Source organism: Alkalilimnicola ehrlichii MLHE-1 (assembly GCF_000014785.1).
Lineage (GTDB): Bacteria > Pseudomonadota > Gammaproteobacteria > Nitrococcales > Halorhodospiraceae > Alkalilimnicola > Alkalilimnicola ehrlichii.
Genome location: NC_008340.1, coordinates 3,033,310 through 3,058,519, shown reverse-complemented (window position 1 = coordinate 3,058,519; position 25,210 = coordinate 3,033,310). Strand labels below are relative to the sequence as shown.

General features: G+C 67.4%; 18 protein-coding genes and 2 tRNA genes. 7 read left to right on the top strand and 13 right to left on the bottom strand.

Translation table 11 applies throughout. The annotated features are described in order from the left end of the window. Positions 1-48: 48 nt before the first annotated feature. The 4 genes from MLG_RS13635 to MLG_RS13620 form a co-directional block, all read right to left on the bottom strand. Positions 49-124, bottom strand: a tRNA-Phe gene (locus MLG_RS13635). A 51-nt stretch (positions 125-175) separates the two neighbouring features. Continuing rightward, positions 176-442 carry an oxidative damage protection protein gene (locus MLG_RS13630; RefSeq protein WP_011630429.1) on the bottom strand — a complete coding sequence of 89 codons (267 nt, stop codon included), beginning with the start codon at positions 440-442 and terminating at the stop codon, positions 176-178. Further along, positions 439-1,524: an A/G-specific adenine glycosylase gene (mutY, locus tag MLG_RS13625; RefSeq protein ID WP_011630428.1), complete on the bottom strand. Its 1,086-nt coding sequence runs from the start codon at positions 1,522-1,524 to the stop codon at positions 439-441. Before mutY ends, MLG_RS13630 begins: the two co-directional genes overlap by 4 nt. Then, entirely contained in the window at positions 1,524-3,623 is a 2,100-nt protein-coding gene (locus MLG_RS13620; RefSeq protein ID WP_011630427.1) for an AsmA family protein, read from the bottom strand. The genes mutY and MLG_RS13620 overlap by 1 nt, the downstream gene beginning before the upstream one ends. A gap of 197 nt (positions 3,624-3,820) precedes the next feature. Here MLG_RS13620 and MLG_RS13615 point away from each other — a divergent pair, with 197 nt between their 5' ends. Both MLG_RS13615 and MLG_RS13610 read left to right on the top strand, forming a co-directional pair. Continuing rightward, positions 3,821-4,315 carry a host attachment protein gene (locus MLG_RS13615; protein WP_011630426.1) on the top strand — a complete coding sequence of 165 codons (495 nt, stop codon included), beginning with the start codon at positions 3,821-3,823 and terminating at the stop codon, positions 4,313-4,315. A gap of 169 nt (positions 4,316-4,484) precedes the next feature. Continuing rightward, positions 4,485-5,039 (top strand): class I SAM-dependent methyltransferase, encoded by a 555-nt coding sequence (locus MLG_RS13610; RefSeq protein ID WP_198003232.1) that lies wholly within the window; start codon positions 4,485-4,487, stop codon positions 5,037-5,039. On the opposite strand, the gene MLG_RS13605 is transcribed toward MLG_RS13610, so the two are convergent. From MLG_RS13605 to MLG_RS13580, 6 genes are all read right to left on the bottom strand, one after another. After that, on the bottom strand, positions 5,040-5,921 hold the full coding sequence (locus tag MLG_RS13605; protein ID WP_011630424.1) for a fructosamine kinase family protein: 882 nt from the start codon (positions 5,919-5,921) through the stop codon (positions 5,040-5,042). Between the two features lie 3 nt (positions 5,922-5,924). Next, on the bottom strand, positions 5,925-7,046 hold the full coding sequence (locus MLG_RS13600) for a phytoene/squalene synthase family protein (RefSeq protein WP_011630423.1): 1,122 nt from the start codon (positions 7,044-7,046) through the stop codon (positions 5,925-5,927). A gap of 80 nt (positions 7,047-7,126) precedes the next feature. Then, the gene (gene moaB / locus MLG_RS13595; RefSeq protein WP_011630422.1) at positions 7,127-7,642 is read right to left on the bottom strand and encodes a molybdenum cofactor biosynthesis protein B; all 516 of its coding nucleotides are present in this window, start codon (positions 7,640-7,642) and stop codon (positions 7,127-7,129) included. Between the two features lie 99 nt (positions 7,643-7,741). Further along, positions 7,742-10,198 (bottom strand): RCC1 domain-containing protein, encoded by a 2,457-nt coding sequence (locus MLG_RS13590; RefSeq protein ID WP_011630421.1) that lies wholly within the window; start codon positions 10,196-10,198, stop codon positions 7,742-7,744. A 149-nt stretch (positions 10,199-10,347) separates the two neighbouring features. Then, positions 10,348-12,813, bottom strand: a complete 2,466-nt coding sequence (locus MLG_RS13585) for an RCC1 domain-containing protein (protein WP_011630420.1) — start codon at positions 12,811-12,813, stop codon at positions 10,348-10,350. A gap of 137 nt (positions 12,814-12,950) precedes the next feature. After that, entirely contained in the window at positions 12,951-14,114 is a 1,164-nt protein-coding gene (locus MLG_RS13580) for a helix-turn-helix transcriptional regulator (RefSeq protein ID WP_011630419.1), read from the bottom strand. 98 nt (positions 14,115-14,212) lie between these two features. Here MLG_RS13580 and MLG_RS13575 point away from each other — a divergent pair. From MLG_RS13575 to MLG_RS13560, 4 genes are all read left to right on the top strand, one after another. Further along, positions 14,213-14,289 (top strand) — tRNA-Arg (locus tag MLG_RS13575). A gap of 110 nt (positions 14,290-14,399) precedes the next feature. After that, complete coding sequence (locus MLG_RS13570) at positions 14,400-14,936, top strand: DUF2937 family protein (protein ID WP_041718084.1); 537 nt, start codon at positions 14,400-14,402, stop codon at positions 14,934-14,936. Positions 14,937-15,060: 124 nt separating this feature from the next. After that, positions 15,061-15,951, top strand: a complete 891-nt coding sequence (locus MLG_RS13565; protein WP_408626106.1) for a PhnD/SsuA/transferrin family substrate-binding protein — start codon at positions 15,061-15,063, stop codon at positions 15,949-15,951. Beyond that, positions 15,941-19,051 (top strand): bifunctional diguanylate cyclase/phosphodiesterase, encoded by a 3,111-nt coding sequence (locus MLG_RS13560; RefSeq protein ID WP_041718083.1) that lies wholly within the window; start codon positions 15,941-15,943, stop codon positions 19,049-19,051. The genes MLG_RS13565 and MLG_RS13560 overlap by 11 nt, the downstream gene beginning before the upstream one ends. Positions 19,052-19,159: 108 nt before the next feature. Here the strand turns inward: MLG_RS13560 and MLG_RS13555 are convergent, their stop codons facing one another. Next, complete coding sequence (locus tag MLG_RS13555; RefSeq protein ID WP_011630415.1) at positions 19,160-20,755, bottom strand: isocitrate lyase; 1,596 nt, start codon at positions 20,753-20,755, stop codon at positions 19,160-19,162. A gap of 541 nt (positions 20,756-21,296) precedes the next feature. On the opposite strand from MLG_RS13555, the gene MLG_RS13550 reads away from it, so the two are divergent. After that, positions 21,297-22,544: a M28 family peptidase gene (locus tag MLG_RS13550; RefSeq protein ID WP_011630414.1), complete on the top strand. Its 1,248-nt coding sequence runs from the start codon at positions 21,297-21,299 to the stop codon at positions 22,542-22,544. Between the two features lie 9 nt (positions 22,545-22,553). Here the strand turns inward: MLG_RS13550 and MLG_RS13545 are convergent, their stop codons facing one another. Then, positions 22,554-23,174, bottom strand: coding sequence for an MBL fold metallo-hydrolase (locus MLG_RS13545; RefSeq protein ID WP_011630413.1), 621 nt, complete (start codon positions 23,172-23,174; stop codon positions 22,554-22,556). Between the two features lie 240 nt (positions 23,175-23,414). Further along, positions 23,415-24,812 (bottom strand): AmpG family muropeptide MFS transporter, encoded by a 1,398-nt coding sequence (locus MLG_RS13540; protein ID WP_011630412.1) that lies wholly within the window; start codon positions 24,810-24,812, stop codon positions 23,415-23,417. Positions 24,813-25,210 lie beyond the last annotated feature (398 nt).

The window sequence follows — 25,210 nt, the reverse complement described above, 5'->3', positions numbered from 1 at the left end:
TGCCTGGGAACGAAAAAGGCCGAGCGCACCGGCTCGGCCTTCCGAAGATGGTGGCCAGGGAGAGAATCGAACTCCCGACACGGGGATTTTCAATCCCCTGCTCTACCGACTGAGCTACCTGGCCAACGGGCGGTGATTAAACCTGATATGGCTCCGGCCGTCAAGGGTCGACGGGTCACTCGGGCTGGTAGTCCGGCGGTGCGGAGGAGCCGTCACCGAAGAAGAAGTTCTCCATCTCCTTCTCCAGGAACTGGCGGGCGCGCGGCTCCACGGGGGTGAGGCGGTACTCGTTGATGAGCATGGTCTGGTGGCGGAGCCACTCCTGCCAGGCCTCCTTGGAGACGTTTTCGTAGATGCGCTTGCCCAGCTCGCCGGGGTAGGGGGGGCGGGGCAGGCCCTCGGCCTCCCTGCCCAGTCGCACGCATTGCACCATCCGCGTCATGGTGTGTACTCCCTGAGTCGTTCCAGTAACCGGGCCACCGGGGCGGCCACCGCCCGGGCGCCGGTGTCATGAATGGATTGCCAAAGTGTATCACTCTCCTTCACCGCTTGGCCCGCCCCGGAAACCCGCAGGTGAATCGGGTGGATGTCCAGTTCAAAGTGGCTGAAGGCGTGGCGCAGGGGCGGCCAGTGGCCGGCCTGGTCGACCTTGAGGCCGAGCGCGGCCGCCGCGCTCTTCGGGTCGGCGTCCACGGCCGCCTCGGGCAAGCTCCAGAGGCCGCCCCAGACGCCGCTCGGGGGGCGGCGCTGCAGCAGCACCCGGTCGCCGTGCTGGAGAATGAGCATGCGGGTCTGGCGCAGCGGGCGCCGGCGCTTGGGTTTCGGGGTGGGCCAGGCCTCCGGCCGGCCGCTGGCGTGGCCGGCGCATCGGGCCTGCAGTGGGCACTCATGGCAGCGGGGGGTGCGCCGGGTGCAGACGGTAGCGCCCAGGTCCATCATGGCCTGGTTGTAGTCGGCGCAGCGGTGGGCCGGGGTGTAGTGCTCGGCGAGCGCCCACAGCCGGCGGGCGACGGCGGTCCGGCCGGGCCAGCCGTCCACCGCATGCCAGCGGGCCAGCACCCGCTTGACGTTGCCATCCAGGATGACCGCCCGGCGCCCCTGGCCGAGGGAGTGGATGGCGCCGGCGGTGGAGCGGCCGATGCCGGGGAGGGCCTCCAGGGCGTCCAGGTCTGCGGGCAGTTCCCCGCCGTATTGATCGCGGATGTGTTGCGCGGCCCGGTGCAGGTTGCGGGCGCGGGCGTAGTAACCCAGCCCGGCCCAGAGCGCCAGCACCTCCTCCTGTGGTGCGTCCGCCAGCGCACGCGGGCTGGGGAATCGGCGCATGAAACGGTGGAAGTAGGGCACCACGGTGGCCACCTGGGTCTGTTGCAGCATCACCTCCGAGACCCACACCCGGTAGGGGGTGGCCGGATGCTGCCAGGGCAGGTCGTGGCGGCCGTGGCGGTCGAACCAGGCCAGGATCGCCGCCCGGGTCCGATTGACCGCCTCCTCCTCAGTGCCCGGTGCGCCGGGGCGGTCCGCCATCAATCGAACAGCCCCCGCAGGCGGTCCTCCACGTCCTCACGCAACCGCTCCCGGCCGCGCTCCACCTCCCGTTCGATACGCTCCAGTTGTTCGCCGCGCAGGGCCTCGGCGATGTCCACGCTGATGCTGGGGTCGTAGAGGTCGCCGCGGAACCGCAGCGGGATGGTGAGCCCGCGCAGTTCCTCGCGCGGCTGGCCGTCCTGGCCCTTGAGCGTGCCCACCACGCTGGTGCGCAGGCGGTAGTCGATGGTCTCGTCCGGCAGGTTGGCCTGGCCGTTGCCGGTGACCCGCAGCAGGGGGGACTGGGCGCTGAGATCGTCGTTGCGGACCACGCCGTTGTTGATGACGAAGCTGCCGGTCAGCTCACTGAAGTCGGTCCGGCGGGGCTCGTCTGTGTCCTCCGGGCTGCGCCCGCGCAGCCGGTCCTGGGCGTCGCGCAGGGTCTTGGCGAGGTTGATGCCGCGGATGGCCCCGTCGGTGACCCGGAAGCGGCCGTTGCCGTTGAGCGTGGCGGTCAGGGCGTCCATGTTGTTACCCCGGGTGGTGACGTCCAGCACCAGGTTGCCACGGCCCAGGAGCAGGCTCTCATCGCCGGTGAGATCGGTGATCAGCGGGTCAAAGTCGATGCCCTCGAGCTGGGCCCGCACGGCGTACTGCGGGATGTCCGGGCGGGCGTCCAACTGCAGCCGGCCCTCATAGCGCCCGTCGTAGAGGGCTGCGCTGGTGGGGTCGAGCCGGATCAGGCCGTTGTCGGTGTGCAGCCGGGCGTGGATGTCGCTCATCCGCAGGCCGGCCACCTTGAGGCGTCCCACGCGGAAATCGCCGGCCAGGTCCAGGCCGCGCAGCAGTTCCAGCGGCAGTTCGATCTCCCCGGCACCGGCCGGGCCCGGTTCGCCCGGGCCGTTGGCGGTCTCCGCCGGTTCCGGGAGGTAGCGATCCAGATCGATCTCGTCCACCGCCAGGTCGAACCGGGCCCCGGGCCCGGCGAAGTCGTGCATGCTGATCTCGCCGTTCAGGGTGGTGTCATCCAGTCGCCAGTCCAGGCCGGTGAGGTGCAGGACCTCGTCCGCCCAGCGCAGGTCGCCCGACAGGCCCACCCGGGTGAGCACATCGGGATCGGCGGTGTCGGGCGCGTCCAGCTCCAGGCGCGCTATCAGCTCGCGCAGGTTGAACGTTGCCACCTGCAGCCGGCCCTCGGCCTCCGGGCCGGTGTCGGTCTGGCGTCCCTGAAGGGCCAGCTCCGCGCGCAGCCCGAGGGTTTCCAGCACCAGGTCGGGCCAGTCCAGGGCCTGCGCGTCCAGGTCGACCCGGGGATTGCCCCGGAGGCTGGCGGCGATGCCGTCCGCGGGCAGGTCGTCGCCGCTGGCGGTGACCTCCAGACGCAGGCCGTCCAGCGCCAGGTGGCTGAGGGTGCCGTCGACGGTAATGGCACTGCTCAGTTCGCCGGCCACCCGGGGCAGGTCATCCCCGGTCAGCACCCAGTCCATTTGCAGTTGCATGGGGTCGTCGATGCGCACGGCGTCCAGATCCAGGTTGAACGGATCCACCTGCAGCCGCAGGGCGCTCTGCCGGTCCTCCCAGCTCAGCCGCGCGTTACGGATGTCCAGGCCGCCGACGTTGGCCAGGGTCTCACCCAGATCGCGGGGCGCCCGTGGTTCGTCGGGCATGGGTGCCGGCTCGGGGTCCGCCTCCTCTGGCAGCAGGTCCTCCCAGTTGCCGCGGCCCTGTTCATCCACCATCAGCCGGACCGTCAGGCCATCGAGCACCACCGTGCGGGTGACCAGCTCCCGGCGCAGCAGCAGTGGCACCAGCTGCACCCCCACATCGACCTGGTCCACCTCGAGAAAGGGGGCGTCATGAAAGCCCTCGGCGTCGGCCAGGGTGGTGCGGCCCAGTTCCAGGGCCAGCCAGGGGAAGATGCTGAGCGAGAGGTCCCCCTCGATGGTGAGGCTGCGGCCGGTCTCCTGCTCCACGGCGGCCTCGATGCGGTCGCGGTAGTCGTTGGGGTCCACCAGCAGCAACACCGCCACTAGGGCAATGACAATCAGGCCGAGCAGACCGCCCAGTCCGATCAGTAACCATTTGATGATGTTGCCCATTTATTGCCCTCCGAGGCCTGATTGTCGCAGCGGCTGACTTCGTGGCCAGCCTCTCTATAATGGTAAGTGCAGACCGTCTTTTCGTCACTCCGTTCCGTCGTGGGCGTGGGGTGCTTTCGTTGTGCCGAACGACACGGCACGCCGGCGCCGGGTGGGAGTGACTTGCGAAGTGTGTCCCAGCCGAGGGAGATTGCCTCATGAGCGAGTACTGCGTTGTGGTTGCCCAGGGCTCACGCGCCCGGTTCTTCACCCTGGAGCCGGCAGAGGTGCCGGAGATGGAGGGGGGGCCGAATCTGGTGGAGCGACAAGCGTTGACCAACACCGAGCATCAGGCCCATGAAGAGGCTGTCTGGAGCGACATCCGCCGCGGCAGAAACCGATCCCCCAGCGGTAACGCCCACGGGTACGACGAGCACCGGAAGAACCACGACGATGAGATGGAGCGTCGCTTTGCGAAGGATATCGCAGACACCCTCAACCAGATGACCGCCAAGAACGGTACCCGGCGCGTGGTATTGTGCGCCGAGAAGCGCATGCTGGGTTTTCTGCGCCCGAGCATGAATGGTCGCCTGCACGGTAACCTGGAGCTGCGCGAGGTCCCGAAGGACCTCACCCGCCTGAACACCACCCAGTTGCACCAGCGGTTGGCCGACGAGGGCCACCTGCCGCGCCGCCGGACGCCCACCCACTAAGGCGTTGGGCGCCGGTGGGCGCCTTGGCCTGATGATGCCCCGAACGGGCCGGCTGCATGCCGGCCCGTCGTCGTTTCAAGACCCGGGAGAGGTGGAAGCCACCATGGGACTTTATCGGGATTGGTGTTGTCCGCGCCTGACAGCGCTCTGCATGCGGAACCCCCAATTTTTGCCCTATCGGCGCCGGGCCCTGGCGGAGGCCCGTGGCCATGTGTTGGAACTGGGCGCGGGTGCTGGCGCCAATCTGCCCTATTACCCCCGTGCCGTCACCCGGGTAACGGCGGTGGAGCCGTCCGCCTGGCTGATCGACCGGGCACGGGCCCGGGCGGCGGAGCTGGGTCTGCCATTGGCCCCCCTTCAGGTGGGGGCGGAGGCGATCCCGCTGCCAGATGCCAGCGTCGACACCGTGGTCAGCACCTGGACGCTGTGCAGCGTGGATGATCTGGCTCGGACGCTGTCCGAGGTGCGGCGGGTGCTGCGCCCCGGCGGTCACTTCCTGTTTGTTGAGCACGGCCTGGGGCCAACGCCGGGGCTGCGCCGTTGGCAGCACCGGCTCAACCCGGTCTGGCGCCGGCTGGCCGGGGGCTGCAACCTCAACCGGGCGGTGGATAGGGCGGTGGAGAGCTCGGGCCTGTGCTTGGAGGGGCTGGAGACCGGTTTTTTCCCCACGGGGCCCCGGCTGCTGACCTACATGTACGAGGGTCGGGCCCGGGCGGCGGACTGATCAACCGTTGCCGGCGGCCAGCAGCCGGTCGATCAGGCGCCGCGCGCTGCCCAGATAGGCCGCCCCGAACAGGTTGAGGTGGTTGAGGATGTGGTAGAGCTGGTAGAGCTCCTGGCGCAGCTCATGGCCCGGCGGCAGCGGCCACTCCGCCTGGTAAGCGTGCCGGAAGGCCGGGCCGAAGCCGCCGAACAGGGCCGCCATGGCCAGATCGCACTCGCGGTCGCCGTAGTGTACCGCCGGGTCCCAGGTGGCGGGCCGGCCGGCGCAGAACCCGGCGTTGCCGCCCCAGAAGTCCCCGTGTAACAGCGAGGGGGCCGGAGCGTGGTCCAGCAGGGATGGCAGCCGCTCGGCCAGCCGGGCGCCGCGCTCCAGCCAGGGGCCGTCGTGGCCGTTGGCCGCGGCCAGTGCCAGTTGCGGGCGCAGCCGCCGGTCACGGAAGAATAGGGCCCAGTCGGCCTCACGGGTGTTGTCCTGCGGGGTGCCGCCTAGGGCGTTGTCCCGGTGCCAGCCGTGCCGGTCCGCCGTCGCGGCATGGGTGGCGGCCAGGGCCCGGCCCATGGCGGCCCAGTCCCCGGCGCGCTCGATCTCCAGGTACTCCATCAGCAGCCAGGCCTGACCGTCGGCCTCGTCCTGGGACAACGGCCGGGGGACGCGCAGGGCGCCGGCGGCGGCCAGCGCCTCCAGCCCCTCGGCCTCGGCGGCGAGCTGCCAGCCCCGACTGGCGGGTTCGCGCTTCAGGAAGGCGGTGCGACCGCCGGCATGGACCCGTGCGGTGTCACTGACGCAGCCGCCGCCCACCCCCTGCAGGCGCAGCTCGGCCGCCGGCACGCCAAGCACCCGGGCGATGGCCTCGCGAATGGGGTCGGGGCGGGCGTCCGTCATGGCTCAGCGACCGGCCGGGCCACCATGGGCGGGGTTGTGGGCGGGGCGGACATCGGCCGGGGGCAGGCGCCGGGTGGCCGCCGCATAGCTGGCCTTCAGCAGCCAGTCGCGACGGACCAGCGCCGGGGTGATGGTCATCAGCCCGCGGACCGTGCGCCGGCTGATCTTGATCTCGGCCGGGTCACGGAACTGCGGGTGGCGGTGGATGTTGCCCAGGGTCAGGGCGGCCATGCCCAGGGCCCAGATGCAGAACCGCCGGATACCCGGCTCGCTGACCGGGATCTGCAGTACGTACTCGAAACCGCGATCCAGGTGCCCGCGAGCGATGGCCACCATGCGGCGCATGCCCTCGTGGAAGTGGGGGTCACCGGCCCAGTCGGCATCGGCGTCCAGCGGGCAACCGGCCCCGGCAAAGATGTCGCGCGGTAGCCAGCAGACCCCCCGTTCGCGGTCGTTCCAGACATCCTTCAGGATGTTGGTCATCTGCAGCGCCTGGCCGAAAGAGAGTGACATGCGCATCAGCTCCTGGCGGTGGCGCCCCATCACGGTGGAATAGCCGCAGAAGAGCACGGTCAGCATCTCGCCGACCACACCGGCCACGTGGTAGCAATAGTCATCGAAGGCGGCCATATCCGCCAGCCCGTCCGGCCGTTTGTTGGCCTGGAAACGGGCCATTCCCTTGGCGAGCACCCGCACGCAGCGGACCACGGAGCGGCGTTGCCAGGCGGGCAAGGCGCGGGTGACCCGCAACACCCGGTGGGTGTTGCGAACCAGTTCCAGCTCCGTGCGCGGGGTGGATTGGCGCGGGAACATCCGCGCGAGCTCGCGGCCGAAGGGCTCCGCCGGCTCCTGGCCGCGCAGGGCAATGTCCAGGCGCTTGAACCACTCCGCCTTGGCCACGCTGTCACCGGGGAGGTGGTCTTCGATGGTATCGGCGATGCGGCAGAGCAGGTAGGCGTTGGTGACCGTCCCGCGCAGGTACTCGGGCAGCTGCGGGATGGTCAGGGCAAAGGTGCGCGAGACCCCCGGCAGGACGGAGTCCTGATAGGCCTTGTCCGCCTGGACCTGATGGGTCCAGCCGCCATCCGGGTGCTGGTTGAGGGGCACGGTATGAGACGAATACATGGTCCGCTACGCAGGGCTTGTGCATGGGCCGCCCAGGGGGCGGTGCGGTGCGCAAGCTTACACCCTGAGGCGCGCGGGTTCTATTCCCGCATGCGTGGCATCAGGGTGACGAAGTTGCAGGGCTTGTGGCGGGCGTCGAGCTGGTCCTTGAGAATGCCGTCCCAGGCCGTGCGGCAGGCCCCGGTGGAGCCGGGGAGCACGAAGATCAGCGTGGCGTTGGCGATACCGCCGAGCGCCCGGGACTGCACCGTGGAGGTGCGGATCTCCTGCAGGGAGAGCCAGCGGAACATCTCGCCGAAGCCCTCCACCTCCAGATCCAGCAGCGGACGGACGGCCTCCGGCGTGATGTCGCGGCCGGTCACCCCGGTGCCGCCGGTGGTGATCACTGCCTGCACCGCCTCGTCGGCGATCCACCGGGACAGCTCGGCGCGGATCCGGTAACGGCAGTCGGGCACCACCAAGCGCTCCGCCAGCCGGTGGCCGCTCGCCTTGATGCGCTCGGCGAGCGTTTGGCCGGAGCGGTCGCTGTCCAGGTCGCGGGTGTCGGACACGGTCAGTACTGCGATATTGAGGGGCTGGAACTCCGCCTGGCTCATTAAGAAGTCTCCCAATCGGCATTTCCGTGGGAATGTAGCCTGGATGGACACCGCAGGTGAAGCGCCAGCCCCCGATAGCTGCGGACATTCGTCATTGGCCTACCACCCCGGCACCTCCTGAGGCTGGTCGAACCACATCGTGCGCTGGCCGAGTTGGCCGCTGGTGTTCAAGCCCCAGGCCCGCAGGGTCCCGTCTGACATGGTGGCCAGGGTGTGGTAACCACCGCCACTCACTGTGGACCAGTCAGTCTCGTTGCCCACCTGCACCGGTGCATCGCGGTTGTCGGTATCGCCCAGGCCAAGCTGGCCGTCATGGTTCCGCCCCCAGGCCCAGAGGGTGTCGTCCTCTTTGAAGGCCAGCGTGTGGAATAAGCCCGTGCTCACCGCCGCCCAGTCGGCATCATTGCCTACCTGAGCAGGCGTGTTGCGGTTGTCGGTGTCACCAAGGCCCAGTTGCCCGTTGTTGTTCTCCCCCCATGCCCAGAGGGTGCCATCGGCCTTGACCGCCAGGGTGCGGTACCCGCTCGCGCTCACTGCGGCCCAGTCGGTATCGCTACCCACCTGCACCGGCGCGTGGCGATCGCTGGTGTGGCCCAGACCCAGCTGACCACGGACATTCCAGCCCCAGGCCCAGAGCGTGCCGTCGGTCTTGACGGCCACCGTGTGGTGTAAGCCCGTGCTCACCGCGAGCCAGTTACTCTCGCCGCCTACCTGCTCTGGCGAGAGGCGATCACTGGTGTCGCCCAGTCCCAGTTGCCCGTAATGGTTCCAGCCCCAGGCCCAGAGGGTGCCATCGGGCTTGACGGCCGAGGTGTGGGACTGCCCCACACTTACTGTGGCCCAGTCAGTGTCGCTACCCACCCGCTCCGGTGTATGGCGGTCATTCGTGTCGCTCAGGCCAAGTTGGCCGGAGCTGTTTCGGCCCCACGCCCAAAGGGTGCCGTCATTCTTGACGGCGAGAGTGTGGTACGAGGCTGCATTCACCGCAGCCCAGTCGGTATGGCTGCCCACCTGCTCCGGGGTTGCGCGGTCGTCGGTATCGCCCAAGCCGAGCTGGCCATAATTGTTTCGGCCCCAGGCCCAGAGGGTCCCGTCGTCCCTGAGCCCCAGGCTGTGGTTGAACGAGCCGCCATTCACCGCGGCCCAGGCGGACCCGGTGACGGTTTGGCTCGGCGTGACGATGTACCGCATGACGCCCAGGCCGAGCTGGCCGTATTCGTTGTCGCCCCAAGCCCGCAGGGTGCCGTCGGGATTGACGGCCACCGTGTGGTTTCGGCCCGCAACGAGCGCGATCCCGCTGGCTATCGGCACCGGTGCATCGCGGCTGACCGTATCCCCTAAACCGAGTTGACCAAGATGATTCAAGCCCCAGACCATGAGGGTGCCGTCCGCTTTGACGGCCAGGGAATGCTCCCCGCCCGCGCTCACCAGGTCCCAGTCGGTATCCGCACCCACCTGCTCCGGTGCATTACGGTCAGCGGTGTCGCCCAAGCCGAGCTGGCCACTATCGTTGTAACCCCATGACCAGAGGCTGCCGTCGGCCTTGACGGCCAGGCTGTGACGTCGGCCGGCGCTTATCGCGGCCCAGTCGGTGTTGCTGCCCACCTGCTCCGGCGCATGGCGTTCGTCGGTATCGCCCAGCCCGAGTTGGCCGTATTCGTTGTCGCCCCAAGCCCACAGGCTGCCATCGGCCTTGACGGCCAGGCTGTGACGTCGGCCGGCGCTTATCTTCTTGGCCCAGTCGGTGTCGGTACCCACCTGCGTCGGCGTATAGTGATGATTGGTATCGCCCAGGCCGAGTTGGCCGGCGTTGTTACGGCCCCAGGCCCATAGCGTGCCATCAGCCTTGACGGCCACGGTATGGCTGCCCCCCGCGCTTAATGCAATCCAGTCGTTATCGACGCCCACTTGCTCCGGCTCGTCCCGGTCACCGCTATCGCCCAGGCCGATCCGGCCCGAACGGCCCCAGGCCCATAGGGTGCCATTGGCCTTGACGGCCACCGTGTGATCCCTGCCCGCGCTCACCGCCGTCCAGTCGCTGTCGGTACCCACCTGCTCCGGCACATCGCGGTCGTCCGTATCGCCCAGACCCAGCCGACCGTAGCCATTCCGGCCCCAGGCCCACAGTGTGCCGTCGGCCTTGACGGCCACCGTGTGGTCGTCACCCGCGGCGAGAACGGGAAAGGCGGTGCACTCGACATCCACGTTCATCACTGCACCATCCACGGTGCCGGTGGCGTTGTGGATGGTGCAGTGGTGTTGCGACGGTTCGGCCGGGAGGGTCACCTCGTAGGCGCTGCCGTGGGGCAGTTTGACAGCAAAGCTGTAGGGATTGTCGTTGGCGGTGTGGTCCAGCGTCAGGTCATTGGCGCCGTTCAGTTGCAGGGTGACGGTGTGGCCCTGCTCAAGTCCGGTCAGGGTGCCGCCGACCGGGTAGGTGTCCTCGGAGGGGGCATCAGTACTGGAGCTTCCGCCCCCGCAGGCGGTGAGCAGGGCCATGAGGAGGAGGATCAGGCCAACGTGCAGGAGGCGGAAGGGCGGGGCAATCAGACGCATGGTGGGCTCCTCAGGGCTTGCATCATTCGGGATCTGCTTTGTGACGCGGAGGGACGGGCGCGCAGGGGGTTTTATCTCACTCGAGGCCTCACCGCTCGGGGGCGGGGTTTGCCCAGCCCGGCCGAGCGGTGAGGACCCTCGTCCTGTGTCTACCACCCCGGCACCTCCTGGGGCTGGTCGAACCGGTAGGTGCGCTGGCCGAGCTGGCCGAAACGGTTCCGGCCCCAGGCCCGGAGGGTGCCGTCGTCTTTGACGGCCAGGGTGTGGTACCTGCCCGCGGCCACTGTGGCCCAGTCACTGTCGCTGCCCACCTGCATTGGTGCGTGGCGGCCGTCGGTATCGCCCAGCCCGAGCTGGCCGTAGAGGTTCAGCCCCCATCCCCAAAGCGTTCCGTCGTTCTTGATGGCCAGGGTGTGTTGCCAGCCCGCCGTCACTGCAGCCCAGTCGCTGTCACCGCCCACCTGCTCCGGGGCGTGGCGCTCGTCGGTGTCGCCCAAACCGAGCTGGCCATCACTGTTCCGGCCCCAGGCCCAGAGCGTGCCGTCGGTCTTGACCGCCAGGGTGTGGCCACTGCCGGTGCTTACTGCGGCCCAGTCAGTGTCGCTGCCCACCTGCTCCGGCACATCGCGGTTGTCGGTATCGCCCAGGCCGAGCTGGCCATCACTGTTCCGGCCCCAGGCCCAGAGCGTGCCGTCGTTCTTGACCGCCAGGGTGTGCCGACTGCCCGCACTCACTGCGGCCCAGTCGTTATCACTAGCCACCTGTACCGGCGCATCCCGGTTGTTGGTATCGCCCAGACCGAGCTGGCCATGGCTGTTCCGGCCCCAGGCCCAGAGCGTGCCGTCGTCCTTGACCGCCAGGGTGTACCCCGTGCCCGCACTCACTGTGGCCCAGTCGCTGTCGCTACCCACCCGCTCCGGGGTTTTGCGGTCGTCCGTATCACCCAGGCCCAGTTGCCCATTGTAGTTCTGTCCCCACCCCCAGAGCGTGCCATCGGCCTTGACGGCCAGGGTGTGTTCCCGGCCCACACTCAATGAGGTCCAGTCGCTGTCACCCCCCACCTGTACCGGTGCATGACGGTCGTCGGTGTCGCCCAGGCCGAGCTGGCCGGAGTGGTTCCGGCCCCAGCCCCAGAGGCTGCCGTCAGCCTTGACCGCCTGGGTCTGGTATTGGCCCGCGCTTGCCGCGGCCCAGTCGGCTTCGGTGACAGTCTGAAGCGGCGAGGTGATGTACACCATGACGCCCAGCCCAAGCTCGCCGAAGTCATTCCGGCCCCAGGCCCGGAGGGTGCCGTCGGCCTTGACGCCCAGGGTGTGGTACATGCCCGCGGTTACTGCGGCCCACTCCATGCCGCCGCCCACCTGCTCCGGTGCATGACGGTCGTCGGTGTCGCCCAGGCCGAGTTCGCCGAAGTCGTTCCAGCCCCAGGACCATAGGCTGCCATCGTTCTTGACGGCCAGGCTGTAGCGCTGGCCCGCGTTCAGTGCGGCCCAGTCGTTGTCGCTGCCCACCTGCACCGGGGCATCGCGGTTGTCGGTATCGCCCAGGCCGAGCTGGCCGAAGCCGTTCCCGCCCCAGGCCCAAAGGGTGCCGTCGTTCTTGACGGCCAGGGTGTGAAGCAAGCCCGCACTCACTGTGGCCCAGTCGCTGTCGTTGCCCACCTGCTCCGGCCTTCGGCGCTCAACGGTATCACCCAGGCCGAGCTGCCCCACGTTGTTCTGACCCCAGGACCAGAGGGTGCCGTCTTCCCTGACAGCCAGGCTGTGTCGGTCGCCCCCGATCACTCCGGCCCAGTCGCTGTGACTGCCCACCTGCTCCGGCGCATTGCGATTGGTGGTCCCCCCCAGACCGAGCTGGCCGAAGTAATTCCTGCCCCAGGCCCAGAGGGTGCCATCGGCCTTGAGGGCCAGGGTGTGGTGCCGCCCCGCGCTGACTGCGACCCAGTCGCTGTCGCTGCCCACCTGCTCCGGCGCGTGGCGGTCGTCGGTATCGCCCAGGCCGAGCTGGCCGAAGTAGTTCTCGCCCCAGGCCCAGAGGGTGCCGTCGTCCTTGACGGCCAGGGTGTAGGCACCCCCTGCGCTCACCGCGGCCCAGTCGGTGTCACTGCCCACCTGCGCCGGTGTATCGCGCTTTTCGGTATCGCCCAGACCGAGCTGCCCCACGTTGTTCTGACCCCAGGCCCAGAGGGTGCCATCAGCCTTCATCGCCAGGGTGTGCACACCACCCGCGGCGAGAACGGGAAAGGCGGTGCACTCGACATCCACGTTCATCACTGCGCCATCCACCGTGCCGGTGGCGTTGTGGATGGTGCAGTGGTGCTGCGGCGGTTCGGCGGGGAGGGTCACCTCGTAGGCGCTGCCGTGGGGCAGTTTGACAGCAAAGCTGTAGGGGTTGTCGTTGGCGGTGTGGTCCAGCGTCAGGTCACTAGCGCCGTTCAGTTGCAGGGTGATGGTGTGGCCCTGCTCAAGCCCGGTGAGGGTGCCGCCGACCGCGTAAGTGTCCTCGGAGGTGTCGTCGGTGCTGGAGCTCCCGCCGCCGCAGGCGGTGAGCAGGGCCATGAGGAGGAGGATCAGGCCAACGCTCAGGAGGCGGAAGGGCGGGGCAATAAGACGCATGGTGAGCTCCTCAGCGTTTGCATCATCCGGGATCGGATTTATCACACTAGGAGCAGTGTAATTTAACCACGAAGAGTCCGATCCCCCTACGCATAGGGGGTTTTGGCGGGAAGCGGGGAGGTAATGGTCGGCGCCGGTCAGCCGGGTGTCGGCGGGGGATGCAGCAGCCTTTCGATCAGTGCCTCCTTCCCTGAGACGCCCAGTTTGCGGTAGATCGTCTGGGTGTATTCCACGACGGTGTGCCGGCTGATGCCCATGCGCTCGGCGATCTCGGCGTAGGAAAGGTCGTCCGCAAGCCACAGGCATAACTCGCCCTGCCGGGCGGAGAGCGGCTGGCCGTAAAGCCTCTCCCACAGGCGCAGGCGCAACGGGATTTCGCGCCGGATGGTGATGCCGACCCGCACGCCGTCGGCGCCGTCCAGCCAGCACGCACGCAGTCTGAAGCGGCCCCAGGCTGACACGACGACCAGTGGGGGGAAGGGCGTTCCCCCCACTTCTGCATCGAGCAGCTTCCGGTGAATGGTGGTCACCGGGGAGGGAAGCTGTTCCGGTAGTCGGGCCTGCGGGAGGCGGGCGCCTTGCATCATCTGGAGCAGCAGACCGCTCGTGGCGCAGCGGCTCAGCAATCGGCCCCATCGATCCAGGATCAGAAGGCCTTCCTCGTTCTCCACCATGCGGGTTGCCCCGTCACCGCCGGCCGGGGCGCCAAGCGTTCCCGTGGCGGGGCAAGGGGGGGTGTGGCCGAGGCCTTGGGTGATATAGGGCCTAATCTCCCGTAACACCTGTGCTTCCTGGTGCGAAAACGGCCCGGTAAGCGCGGAGCGGTGCATGACCAAGACCCCTTCAGGGTGTGTGCCTTCCCGCAGGACCATGACCAACTGATAGCGGCTTCCCAGAGGGTTCAGGATCTCGTTCCAGAATGCCGAACGCCGCCGGACTCGTTGCGGGAGGTCGGGCACCACGCTCAGCTCGGGGCCAAAGCGGGCGGCTGTCGAAAAAGGCGGCAGACCCGGTTGTTCGACGTCGTGAAACTTCGCGAAATAGCGCTCGCGGACGCCCTCCGGGCTTGGGGGATCCTCGTACTCAGCGAGTACAGCACCCTTCTCGTTCGTCCAGAAAAAGAACAGGAAATCCGCCTCCACCATACGCCGGACTGACCGCAGCAGGGAGGGCATGACGATCCGGCTGTCCAGTTGGAGCATGCCGAGCTGGCGGAAATACGTGACGTGCCGTGATGAGTTCATGGTGGATAGCGTACACTTGTGAGCGACTGTCCCTGGCCCCGAGTCGCTGTCAATCATGGCGTGGTTTCTTGAGTCCTTTCAATTGACGAGCGGATACGCATGAACGACCTGGGCATGGACTCGTGGCGCGTTGGCGTTTACAATCTGCCTCTCACGCGCCCGTAGCTCAGCTGGATAGAGCGTCGGCCTCCGGAGCCGAAGGTCAGAGGTTCGAATCCTCTCGGGCGCGCCAGTCTTTTGTCTCCGCAAAGAACCCGGCTTCGGCCGGGTTCTTTGCTTCCGGTCGGTGGTATGCTGGGAGCCGGGGTCGCCGTCGCGACCGGTCAACTCCGATACGCCGCCATGAGCCTGTTCGCCAACTACCTTCGCCTGTTGCTGTTTTTCTCCGCCGCCCTCATCGGGGTGCAGGTCCCCGGCTTCGTGGATCAGTACGGACAGAGCCTGCAGGCCCGCCATGCGGAGTCCGGGCGCAGCCTGGCCGCCTTCCAGCAGGACGCCGAGCGCTATTTCGAGGGCGACATGGCGCGCCTGATCGAACATTACCGGCGCAGTAGCGACCCGGTCTTTCATGATGGCGGCGCCAGCCTCCAGAGCCTTTACGATCGTCACCGGGCGCTGGCCGAGGCGTTGGCCGCCTACCAGTCCAGTCCGCTGCAAGCCTATTGGCAGGCGTTGGTCGCGCCGGTGGCCGATGTGCGCGAACAGACCTGGACGGCCTATGCCTATGTGATCCGGCTCAGTCCTGTTGCCATTGGCTTCGGCGCCGCCCTGGGCGTGCTCGCCGCCCTGTTGGGTGAGTTGACCCTGCGCTCCGCATGCGCCCTGCCGGCGCTTTTCGGCCGTCGCCCGGGCCACCGCCCCGACGGTGCCAACTCGTGATGCCGCTGGGTCAGGCCGCCCCGGTCAATCGCGACCGAGGGTGACGCGGTAAGCCTGTCGCCTGCATGGTCCCCCTGTTAGGCTTGCTCCCATGTTACTAGTTAGGTTTATAAGGCGCGTCGCGGTGGTCGGTTTGGCCTGGCTTATCCTCGCCGGCCCTGCGCAGGCGCAGATGCAGGTGCTGCGCTTCGCTCCGTTACCCATGCAGGATGCCGAGGCGGTGGTGCGCGAGTTCAGGCCCCTGCTCGCGTTCCTGGAGGCGCGGCTGGGGGTGCGATTCGAGATCGACTACAGCACCGATTATGGCGAGATCCTTGAGAAATTCCGGTCCGGTGAGGTGGACCTGGCCTACCTCGGGCCGCTGCCCTATGTGGAGTTGCGGGACCGTGATGACGCGGTTGAGCCGCTAGTGGTGTTCCGCGAACCGGATGGGCAGGCGCACTACACCTGTTCTGTGGTCATGTTTGCCGACGACCGGCAGCCGCTTGGTGCGCTGGCCGGGCAATCAGTGGCGCTCACCCAGCCGCTCTCCACCTGTGGCTATCTGGCCGTAAAGGCGCTGCTGCGCCCGGCCGGCGTCCGCCTGGAGCACACCCGTTATGATTACCTGGGGCGCCACGATGAGGTGGCGCTGGCGGTGGTTCGGGGCGATTACCAGGCCGGCGGGATGAAGACCCACATCGCCCGGCGCTACGAACACCTGGGCTTGGTGCGGGTGGCCGAGACCGGGCCACTGCCCGGTTTTGCATTGGTGGCCAACGCCAGGACGGTGACGCCGGAACTGCAAGCCGGGTTGCGAGGGGCACTGATGTCAGTGCACCCCGGTGAGCGGCCCGAGGACGCCGAGCTGGTGACGGAATGGGGTGAGCCGCTGCGCCACGGGGTGGAGACCGTGAGTGATGAGGATTACGAGCCGGTGCGCCGCCTGCGGGACGAGGTGCCGATCCCGGGGCAGGGGCGTGAGGACTGGGGCCTTGGCGGTGTGGGGGGTAACCGAAGCCAGCATGAGGATTAACCGGCGTCTGGTCTGGGGCGGCTCTGTCATGGTCTGGGGGCTGGTCCTGCTGGCCCTTTACGGTAACTGGCAGGATAAGGTCGAGTTGCACCACGAGCGCCAGCAGGGCGCGCTCGAGATTGCCTACCAGTCCACGGTGAACACCTTTCAGTTGGCAGCGCAGGCCTATCTCGACGAGGCGGTGGCGCGCCCCGAAGTGCTGGACCTGATGCGTGTCGGACAAGAGACCTCCGACGCCCAGGCGCAGGCCGTGGTTCGGGGACGTCTCTACCGGGCGCTCTGGCCCACGTATCAGCGGCTGCATGACGGGGAACTGCGCGAGCTGCACCTGCACACCGCGGACGGCAGGAGCTTTCTGCGGTTCTTCGCACCGGAGTATTACGGTGACGATCTGCTGACCACCCGGCCATTGGTGCGCCAGGTCCACCAGACCCGTCGGCCTGCATCGGGCTTCGAGACCGGCCGCTCGCTCTCCGGCTTCCGGTATGTCTACCCGCTGTTCGACGGCGATGAGTTTCTCGGCAGCGTGGAGTTCAGTATCCCCTTCCGCTACGTGCGGGAGATGATGGATCGGTTGGATCAGGGGCATGAGTTTCAACTCATGCTGCGCCGCGAGAGGGTCGAGGAGAGGGTTCCGCCGGGGTTCCTGGCACTCTACGAGCCCGCTCCTCTGCATCCGGGGTTCGTGGTGGAGGACGCCGGGTTGCGGCTACCCGATTCGCCACCGCCACCGTCCGCAGAGGTGCTCGCCATCAGCGACAAGCTGGGCGGCATGCGGGGCGTAAGGGCCACCATTGATGCCGGCGCAGCGGACGTTGTCCCGTTGGATTTTGCCGGACAGACCTGGGCCGCTGTCCTGCTGCCCATCCACGACCCCGCCGGCGAGCTGGTGGCCTACGTGGTGTCATTTGCGCCGGATCCTTTTTCCCGGATGTTTCGGTGGGATTTCATACGGGCCGCGCTGGTGGCAACGCTGTTGCTGGGCGCGGTGCTGATGCTGTTGCTGCGGGTGTTGCACTCGCGCGAGGTGCTGCGTGGCGAGCGGGCGTACCAGCAGGCGATCACCGACACGATGGCCGATGGTCTGTACGCCCAGGACAAGAAGGGCCGGCTCACCTTTATCAATCCCGTCGGCAGGGACCTGCTGGGTTACCGCGAGGAGGACGTCCTTGGGCGGCGCGCTCACGCCCTGTTTCACCAACACGACGACGATGGCCTGGCGGGGTCGGGGCAGTGTCCGCTCGAACGGCGCGTGGCGGCCGGCCGCTATTTTGAAGGTGAGGAGACGTTCCGCCGGCGGGACGGCAGCGAGATCCCGGTGGAAGTCTCCAGCCGCCCGCTCTACCAGGGGGGGCATTGGGCTGGATCGGTCACCCTGTTTCGCGACATCACCGAGCGCAGGCGGGCGAGGGCACGGTTGAAGCTGGCAGCCAGCGTGTTCACCAGTGCTAACGAGGGGATCCTCATTACTGATCCCCAGGCCCGCATCCTGATGGTGAACCAGGCTTTCACCCGCATCACCGGCTACCACCAGGATGAGGTCGAGGGCCGCGACCCCAAGCTGCTGGCATCGGGGCGGCACGGGCCGGAGTTTTTCCAGGAGCTTTGGCGCGTCCTGGATGAGCACGATCATTGGCAGGGCGAGCTCTGGAACCGGCGCAAGAGCGGAGAGCTCTATCTCCAGTTGATCACCATCAGCGCCGTGCGCGATGAGTCCGGTCGCCTGATCAATTACGTGGGGCTGTTGTCGGACATCACCGATATGAAGGCCTACCAGCGGAAGCTGGAGTTTCTGACCCATTACGACCCGCTCACCGAGCTGCCCAACCGCGTGCTGTTGCTTGACCGTCTGCGCAAGGCCATGCAGCTGGCTCAGCGGGAGCAGCGTCGGGTCTGTGTCGCCTACGTGGACCTGGATGATTTCAAGACCATCAATGACGTGCATGGCCACCGGGTGGGGGATCAGGTGTTGCTGGAGCTTGCGAGCCGTCTCAGTGCGGCGCGTCGGGAAGGGGACACCGCCTCGCGCCTGAGCGGGGATGAGTTTGCGATGGTCTTCGTCAATCTGGGCAGTGTCGCCGAATGCCACCGGATGGCGGCCCGAGTGCTGGACGCAGTCGCCCGCCCGATAACGATTGAGGGCGTTGCGCTGCAGACCTCCGCCAGCATAGGTGTGGCGCATTATCCCCAGGACGAGGAGGTGGATGCCGAGCAACTGCTGCGCCAGGCGGATCAGGCCATGTATCAGGCCAAGTTGCAGGGCAAGAATCGCCACCATGTCTTCGATGTTGCCGGCGACCGCCAATTGCGCGATCAGCACGAGAGCCTTACGCGCCTGGAGCTTGCCCTGGCGAGGGGTGAGTTCGTGCTTCACTACCAGCCCAAGGTGAACCTGCGGACCCGGGAGGTGGTGGGCGCGGAGGCGCTGATCCGCTGGCAGCATCCGGAGCGCGGGCTGCTGCCCCCGGCTGCCTTCCTGGACGACCTGAACGGACAACCCCTGGAGGTGGCGGTCAGTCGATGGGTTATGGCCCGGGCCTTGGAGCAGGTCGAGACCTGGAGCGAGCAGGGGGTCCACCTGCCGGTCAGCGTCAATGTGCCGGCCCTGCATTTGCAGCAGGCCGATTTCGTGGATCAGATCCGTGAGTTGTTGGCGCGCCACCCCGGCCTGCCGCGGAACAGCCTGGAGTTGGAGATCCTTGAGTCCAGCGCACTGGCCAGCCTGGACCATGTCTCCCGGGTCATTCAGGGGTGCGCAGCGCTGGGTGTGGATTTCTCATTGGATGACTTCGGCACTGGCTACGCCTCGCTTTCGTATCTCAAGCGGATCCCGGTGCGCATCGTGAAGATCGATCGCAGTTTTGTGCGGGATATGCTCGAGGATGCCGACGACCTGGCCCTGCTTGAGGGCATCGTGCGCCTGACCCAGGTCTTTGACCTTCAGCTCATCGCCGAGGGCGTGGAGACACCGGAGCAGGGTGAGCGGTTGTTGGAGTTGGGCTGCGAGCAGGCCCAGGGATACGGGATCGGGCGCCCGATGCCAGCAGGGTCACTGCTGGAGTGGCTTTCGGCCTGGCAACGGCAGGGGGGCACGGCCTGAGTGGTGCGGCCGGGACCCGTGAGGCACAAAAAAAGCGGGACCGCGCTGGGCGGCCCCGCTGCTCTGCTCGGTGGCGGCATCGGCCACCACCGGCCATGAAGCGCAGTCTTAGAACTGGTTCATGGTGTTGCCCTTCCCGCCGGCCTTGAGCGCGGCCTCACCGGAGAAGTAGGCCTTGTGGTCGTCCCCGATGTTGGAGCCGGCCATGTCCTGGTGCTTCACGGTGGGCACGCCCTGGCGGATCTCCTGACGCTGCACGCCATCCACGTAGGCCAGCATGCCCAGGTCACCGAAGTAGCCCTTGGCCAGGTTGTCGGTGGACAGGGCGGCCGTGTGGTAGGTCGGCAGGGTGATCAGGTGGTGGAAGATACCCGCCTCTGCGGAGGCCTTGCGCTGGAACTCCTGCACCCAGCGGTCGGCTTCCGCCGCCAGCTCGCTGTCGTCGTACTCGGCGCTCATCAGGTTGTCGCGGTCGTACTGGGAGACGTCCTTGCCCTCTTCCTTCCAGGCATCGAACACCTGCTGGCGGAAGTTCAGCGTCCAGTTGAAGGACGGGCTGTTGTTGTAGACCAGCTTGGCGTTCGGCACTTCCTCGCGGATGGCGTTGACCATCTCGGCGATCTGGCCGACGTGGGGCTTCTCGGTCTCGATCCACAGCAGGTCGGCGCCGTTCTTCAGGCTGGTGATGCAGTCCAGCACCACGCGGTCAAAGCCGGTGCCCTTGCGGAACTCGTAGAGGCCGCTGGCGAGGCGCTTGGGCTTGAGCAGCTTGCCTTCGGACTTGACCACCACATCGCCATTGTTGATGTCCTCGGCGCTGTCGATGTAATCGCCGTCCAGGAAGCTGTTGTACTTGTCGCCCAGGTCGCCCGGCTCATCGGTGACGGCGATCTGCTTGGTCAGGCCGGCGCCGAGGGAGTCGGTGCGGGCAACGATCACGCCGTCGTTCACGCCCAGCTCCAGGAACGCATAGCGCACGGCGCGGACCTTGGCCAGGAAGTCGGCGTGGGGCACGGTGACCTTGCCGTCCTGGTGGCCGCACTGCTTCTCGTCGGCGACCTGGTTCTCGATCTGGATGCAGCAGGCACCCGCCTCGATCATCTTCTTGGCCAGCAGGTAGGTGGCCTCTTCGTTACCGAAGCCGGCGTCGATGTCGGCGATGATCGGCACGATGTGGGTCTCGAAGTTCTCGATCTTGTCGAGAATCTCGTTGGCCTTGGCCTCATCGCCGGCCTCGCGGGCCGCATCCAGCTCACGGAAGAGGTGGTTCATCTCACGGGCGTCGGCCTGGCGGAGGAAGGTGTAGAGTTCCTCGATCAGCGCCGGCACGGCGGTCTTCTCGTGCATGGACTGGTCCGGCAGCGGGCCGAACTCGGAGCGCAGCGCCGCAACCATCCAGCCGGAGAGGTAGAGGTAGCGCTTGTTGGTGGTGCCGAAGTGACGCTTGATGGCGATCATCTTCTGCTGGCCGACGAAGCCGTGCCAGCACCCCAAGGACTGGGTGTACTGGGCCGGATCGGCATCGTACTCGGCCATGTCCTGGCGCATGATCTTGGCGGTGTACTTGGCGATGTCCAGACCGGTCTTGAACCGGTTCTGGGCGCGCATGCGGGCCACGTATTCGGGGTTGATCGCGTCCCAGGTGCCTTCATGCGCCTGGCGCAGGCCGGCAACTTCCTCGATGTCGTTCCTGTACTGTGACATGCTCTGAACCTTTCAGTTGGCAGTGGTGGTGACTGTCGTTCGCTGAGGTGCGCAGGGCCGGTCCCGCTGACGGGCGGCAGCGCGCCGTGTAAAAGGTCCCGTCGGCCCGGCGGTCGCAGCACTCGGTTCGGTGTGCGACGTGCGGTTGGCCTCTCCGGCGCTCTTTAGGCCGGTGAAGTGCCATGACGGGGAAGAGCCTGATATCGCCGCGAGGTTGTGCAGCACTGCTCAGAGGCGGGCCTGTTGGGCAGGACACACCGCTCAAGGTGCGCCAAAGCCGCTTTACAGCCGGCGCATACCCCGTGGCCGTCCTTCATCGTTTTACCGATGCCTGGCCAATTCGGGCCTGCCAGGGCCGGGGTCGCCAGCGGCAGGGCAGGTCCGAAGTCCGTCGGGCGATGATATTACCACCGTCACCTTTTGCAGCGCAACAATCTCACCCGGCCTGTGTATAAGAGGCGAACGCAGTCGGGCCGGAGCGCGTGGCCAACATTATAGTAACTATAGTAGAAGGTCAGAGCGACCGGAGGAAGCCTCAGCCATGCCCAACCACGCCATTCCGCCACCCTGGGTCCGGCCCATGCCCGAGGCGCAGTTTCAGCTCATGCGCCGGATCCTTGCAGCGCCCAGCCCCGTGGGACTGGAGGCGGCCATGACGGAGGGCGTGCTCTGCCCCCATTTCCGCTCCTTTGCCCCAGAGAGCTGGCAACTGCAGCGGTTCCAGGGACACGCCGGTATCGTGCTGGACACCCATCCCGGTGACGACGAGCGCTTCCGGCTCATGATTGTCGGTCACGCCGACAAGATCCGCCTGCAGGTCCGGAGTATCGGCGACGACGGCAAGGTCTGGATCAACAGCGACGGCTTTCTGCCCGCCACCCTGATCGGCCACGAGGTGCGCCTGTTCACCGAGAACCCCGGCCGTCCGGGCCACTACCGGGTGATCGACGGGGGCACGGTGGAGGCCCTCGGCGCCATCCACTTCGCCGAGCCGGAGCTGCGCAGTGGCGAAAAGGGGGTGAAGAAAGAACAGCTCTACCTGGAGCTGCAGGTGCACGGCGATGACCGCAAGGCCCAGGTGGAGCACCTGGGGGTCCGGCCCGGCGATACCCTGCTGCTCAACCGGCCCATCCGGCGCGGCTTCAGCCCGAATACCTTTTACGGCGCCTACCTGGACAACGGCCTGGGCAGCTTCGTCACGGCCGAGGCCGCCCGGCTGCTGGTGGAGGCCGGCGCCCCGGCGAGCATCCGTGTGTTGTTCGCCATTGCCGGGTATGAGGAGATCGGCTGCTTCGGCAGCCGGGTGCTGGCGGCCCACTACCGGCCGGATGCCCTGATCGCGGTGGACGTGGAGCATGATTATCGGGCCGCCCCGCAGGTGAGTGACCGGCGGCTGCCGCCCTTGGAGATGGGCAAGGGCTTTAGCCTGTCGGTGGGCTCCATCGTCAGTGAGCAGTTGAACCAAGTGATCGAGGAGGGGGCTCGGAGCCGTGGGATCCCCAGCCAGCGTGACGTGGTGGGTCCGGATACCGGCACGGACGGCATGGCCGGGGTGCTGGCCAATGTTGACTGCGCCGCTGCCTCAGTGGGCATCCCCATCCGCAACATGCACACCATCTCCGAGACCGGCCACACCTCGGATGTGCTCGCGGCCCTGCACGGTGTGGTGGAGGCGGCCCTGGCGCTGGACGCCGCCGGCACGGACCCGGAGGCGCTGCGTCGGCGCTTTCGCGAACACCATCCGCGGCTGGACCAGGCCGCCCCCCTGCGCCACCCGGGCCCCGCCTGAGGGCAGGGTTCACTCCCAGCGGGCCCCCTGCAGCACGTCCAGCGGGATGCGCAGGTAGCGGCGACCGTTGTCCTCGGGTTCGGGCAGTCGCCCGCCGCGTATGTTTACCTGCAAGGCGTGCAGGATCAGTTTGGGCATGGGCAGGGTGGCGTCGCGCTCATCCCGAAGGCGGGAGAAGCGGGCCTTGTCCGGTGCCCGGACCAAGTGGATGTTGCTGCGCTTCTGCTCCGCCACGGTGCTCTCCCAGGCCGGCTCGCGGCCCCCCGGCATGTAGTCGTGTCCGGTGAACAGCCGGGTGTCATCGGGTAGGGCGAGGATGGCCTGGATGCTCTGCCAGAGTTGGCCGGAGTCGCCGCCGGGGAAATCGGCACGGGCGGTGCCGAAGTCCGGTTGGAAGAGTGTGTCGTGTACGAAGGCCGCGTCGCCGATCACATAGGTCACCGAGGCGAGGGTGTGGCCGGGCGAGAACATCACCCGGGCCTGCAGCTCGCCCACCGGGAAGGTCTCACCGTCTGCGAACAGCCGGTCCCACTGGGAGCCGTCGGTGGCCAGATCCTTCAGGTTGTAATAGTCGCGCCACAAGGCCTGGACCTCGGTGACGTGGTCGCCGATGGCGGTGGGCGCCCCCAACTGCGCCCTCAGGTAGCCGGCTGCCGGGGTCGACCGCGATGTATTGCACGCTGAAGGTGCGCGGATCGAAAAACGCCACTACCTCCGGCGCGCCCTTCGAGATCCCGAAGTCTCTCATGCAGGCCTCCTGGTCTTTCACAGTCAATATATTCAATAAATATTATTCTAGCGCCTTGCGGCCCGCACCTGGGGTACAGGTTCCCTATCGCGGTCATTGATGCGCCCTGTTGCGGCGTGCGTTCAGGCCGGGTCCGGCCGCTCTACGCCGTTCTTGCCCGGCTGCCGGATGCGGTCGGGATGGGCCAGGCGGAGCAGTAGTGCGGCCAGGAGGATCGCGGGCAGGCCCATGCCCGCGGAGATCACGAAGAAGCTGATCCAGCCCACCTGCTCCGCCACCAGTCCGGTGAACCCGCCCATGAACTGCCCGGGAAGGGTCATCAGCGAACTGAACAGGGCGTACTGGGTGGCGGTGTAGGCGGTGTTGGTGAGACTGGAGAGATAGGCGATGAACACGGAGATGGCCAGGCCGCCGGTGACGTTGTCCGCCACGATGGCCGCCACCAGGCCGTACAGCTCCGGGCCCAGGGTGGCCAGCCAGGAGAAGGTGAGGTTGGTCAACGGCGCCATGATCGCGGTAAAGATCAGCATTGGCGCAATGCCGTAGCGGTTGACCAGTACGCCGCCCAGCGCCGCCCCGAACAGCGTCATGGCCAGTCCGAAGGCCGCGGCCACGTTTGCGATCTGCTCCTTGGTGAAGCCCAGGTCCAGGTAGAAGGGGTTAGCCATCACCCCCATGAAGATATCGCTGATGCGAAACGTGGCGATGAACAGCAGGATGATCACCGCCGTACCCAGGCCGAAGCGTTTGAAAAAGTCCGCAAAGGGGCAAAGCACCGCGCCGATCAACCAGGCCGTGACGTTGCGGCGCAGGCCGGTATGCGCGGTGCGCTCTAGGTATTCGGTGACCCGCTGCTCCATCTGCCGGGTATCCTGGCTGATGGCCACCTCCGGCTCGCGGATGATCAGGGTGGTGCAGAGCCCCACGCCCATCAGCAGCGCCATGGCGCCATAGGCCACCGCCCAGTCGCCCCACGCTGCCAGGTGGAGGGCCCCGGCGCCGGCGGTGAGCAACGCGACCCGGTAACCGAACACGTAGGTGGCGGCCATGGCGCCCTGCCGGTGGCGGGCCACCGCCTCCACCCGGTAGGCGTCGATGGCCACATCCTGGGTGGCCGAGCCGAAGGCGGCGCCCACGGCGAAGACCGCCACCCAGCCTAGATGGGCCACCGGGTCGGTGAGCGCCATGCCGGCCAGGGAGGCGGCGATCACCGCCTGCGCAAGCAGCATCCAGGCCCGCCGCCGACCGAACCAGCGGGTCAGCAGGGGCAGTTGCAGGCGATCGACAAAGGGGGCCCAAAGCACCTTGATGCTGTGGGCCATGCCCACCCAGCTCAGGAACCCGATGGCCGCCAACTGCACCCCCAGGTCCTGCAGCCAGGCGGTGAAGGTGCCCCCGACCAGCAGCAGCGGCAGACCGGCTGAAAAGCCGAGGAAGGCCATGCCAATGACCCGAGGGTGCAGATAGACGCGCAGGCCGGTCAACTCAGTGTTCGGGCGCTCTGCAGGGCTTGCCGACAACGCGTGACTCCTGCGTGGTTGAAATCGGGAAGTGCGGGCGCACCAACTCTGTCATTGCGAGCGCAGCGAAGCAATCCATACCCCGTCGGCGGCATCAGGCGTATGGATTGCTTCGTCGCTTTGCTCCTCTTGAAGAACTGGACTTTGCCGGAAGCGGAAGGTCGCCCCCACCGTCACTGCGAGCGCGGCCCCACGCCCACCGTCACTGCGAACGCGGCCCCACCCCCACCGTCACTGCGAACGCGGCCCCACCCCCACCGTCACTGCGAGGAGGCGAAGCCGACGTGGCAGTCTACCGCTCTGGATCGCCACGGGCCTTCGGCCCTCGCGATGACGGGGGAAAGCCTTCGGCCCTCGTGCGTGATGACCAAGGAGGCAGCCCTGACAGGAGGCGAGCG

Bases quoted from the DNA above. Each gene is read 5' to 3' on its own strand.
- MLG_RS13585 (WP_011630420.1), bottom strand. From the start codon at position 12,813: ATGCGTCTTATTGCCCCGCCCTTCCGCCTCCTGAGCGTTGGCCTGATC.
- MLG_RS13620 (WP_011630427.1), bottom strand. From the start codon at position 3,623: ATGGGCAACATCATCAAATGGTTACTGATCGGACTGGGCGGTCTGCTC.
- MLG_RS13615 (WP_011630426.1), top strand. From the start codon at position 3,821: ATGAGCGAGTACTGCGTTGTGGTTGCCCAGGGCTCACGCGCCCGGTTC.
- MLG_RS13630 (WP_011630429.1), bottom strand. From the start codon at position 442: ATGACGCGGATGGTGCAATGCGTGCGACTGGGCAGGGAGGCCGAGGGC.
- MLG_RS13600 (WP_011630423.1), bottom strand. From the start codon at position 7,046: ATGTATTCGTCTCATACCGTGCCCCTCAACCAGCACCCGGATGGCGGC.
- MLG_RS13570 (WP_041718084.1), top strand. From the start codon at position 14,400: ATGAGCCTGTTCGCCAACTACCTTCGCCTGTTGCTGTTTTTCTCCGCC.
- MLG_RS13580 (WP_011630419.1), bottom strand. From the start codon at position 14,114: ATGATTGACAGCGACTCGGGGCCAGGGACAGTCGCTCACAAGTGTACG.
- MLG_RS13590 (WP_011630421.1), bottom strand. From the start codon at position 10,198: ATGCGTCTGATTGCCCCGCCCTTCCGCCTCCTGCACGTTGGCCTGATC.
- MLG_RS13555 (WP_011630415.1), bottom strand. From the start codon at position 20,755: ATGTCACAGTACAGGAACGACATCGAGGAAGTTGCCGGCCTGCGCCAG.
- moaB (WP_011630422.1), bottom strand. From the start codon at position 7,642: ATGAGCCAGGCGGAGTTCCAGCCCCTCAATATCGCAGTACTGACCGTG.
- mutY (WP_011630428.1), bottom strand. From the start codon at position 1,524: ATGGCGGACCGCCCCGGCGCACCGGGCACTGAGGAGGAGGCGGTCAAT.
- MLG_RS13560 (WP_041718083.1), top strand. From the start codon at position 15,941: ATGAGGATTAACCGGCGTCTGGTCTGGGGCGGCTCTGTCATGGTCTGG.
- MLG_RS13605 (WP_011630424.1), bottom strand. From the start codon at position 5,921: ATGACGGACGCCCGCCCCGACCCCATTCGCGAGGCCATCGCCCGGGTG.
- MLG_RS13550 (WP_011630414.1), top strand. From the start codon at position 21,297: ATGCCCAACCACGCCATTCCGCCACCCTGGGTCCGGCCCATGCCCGAG.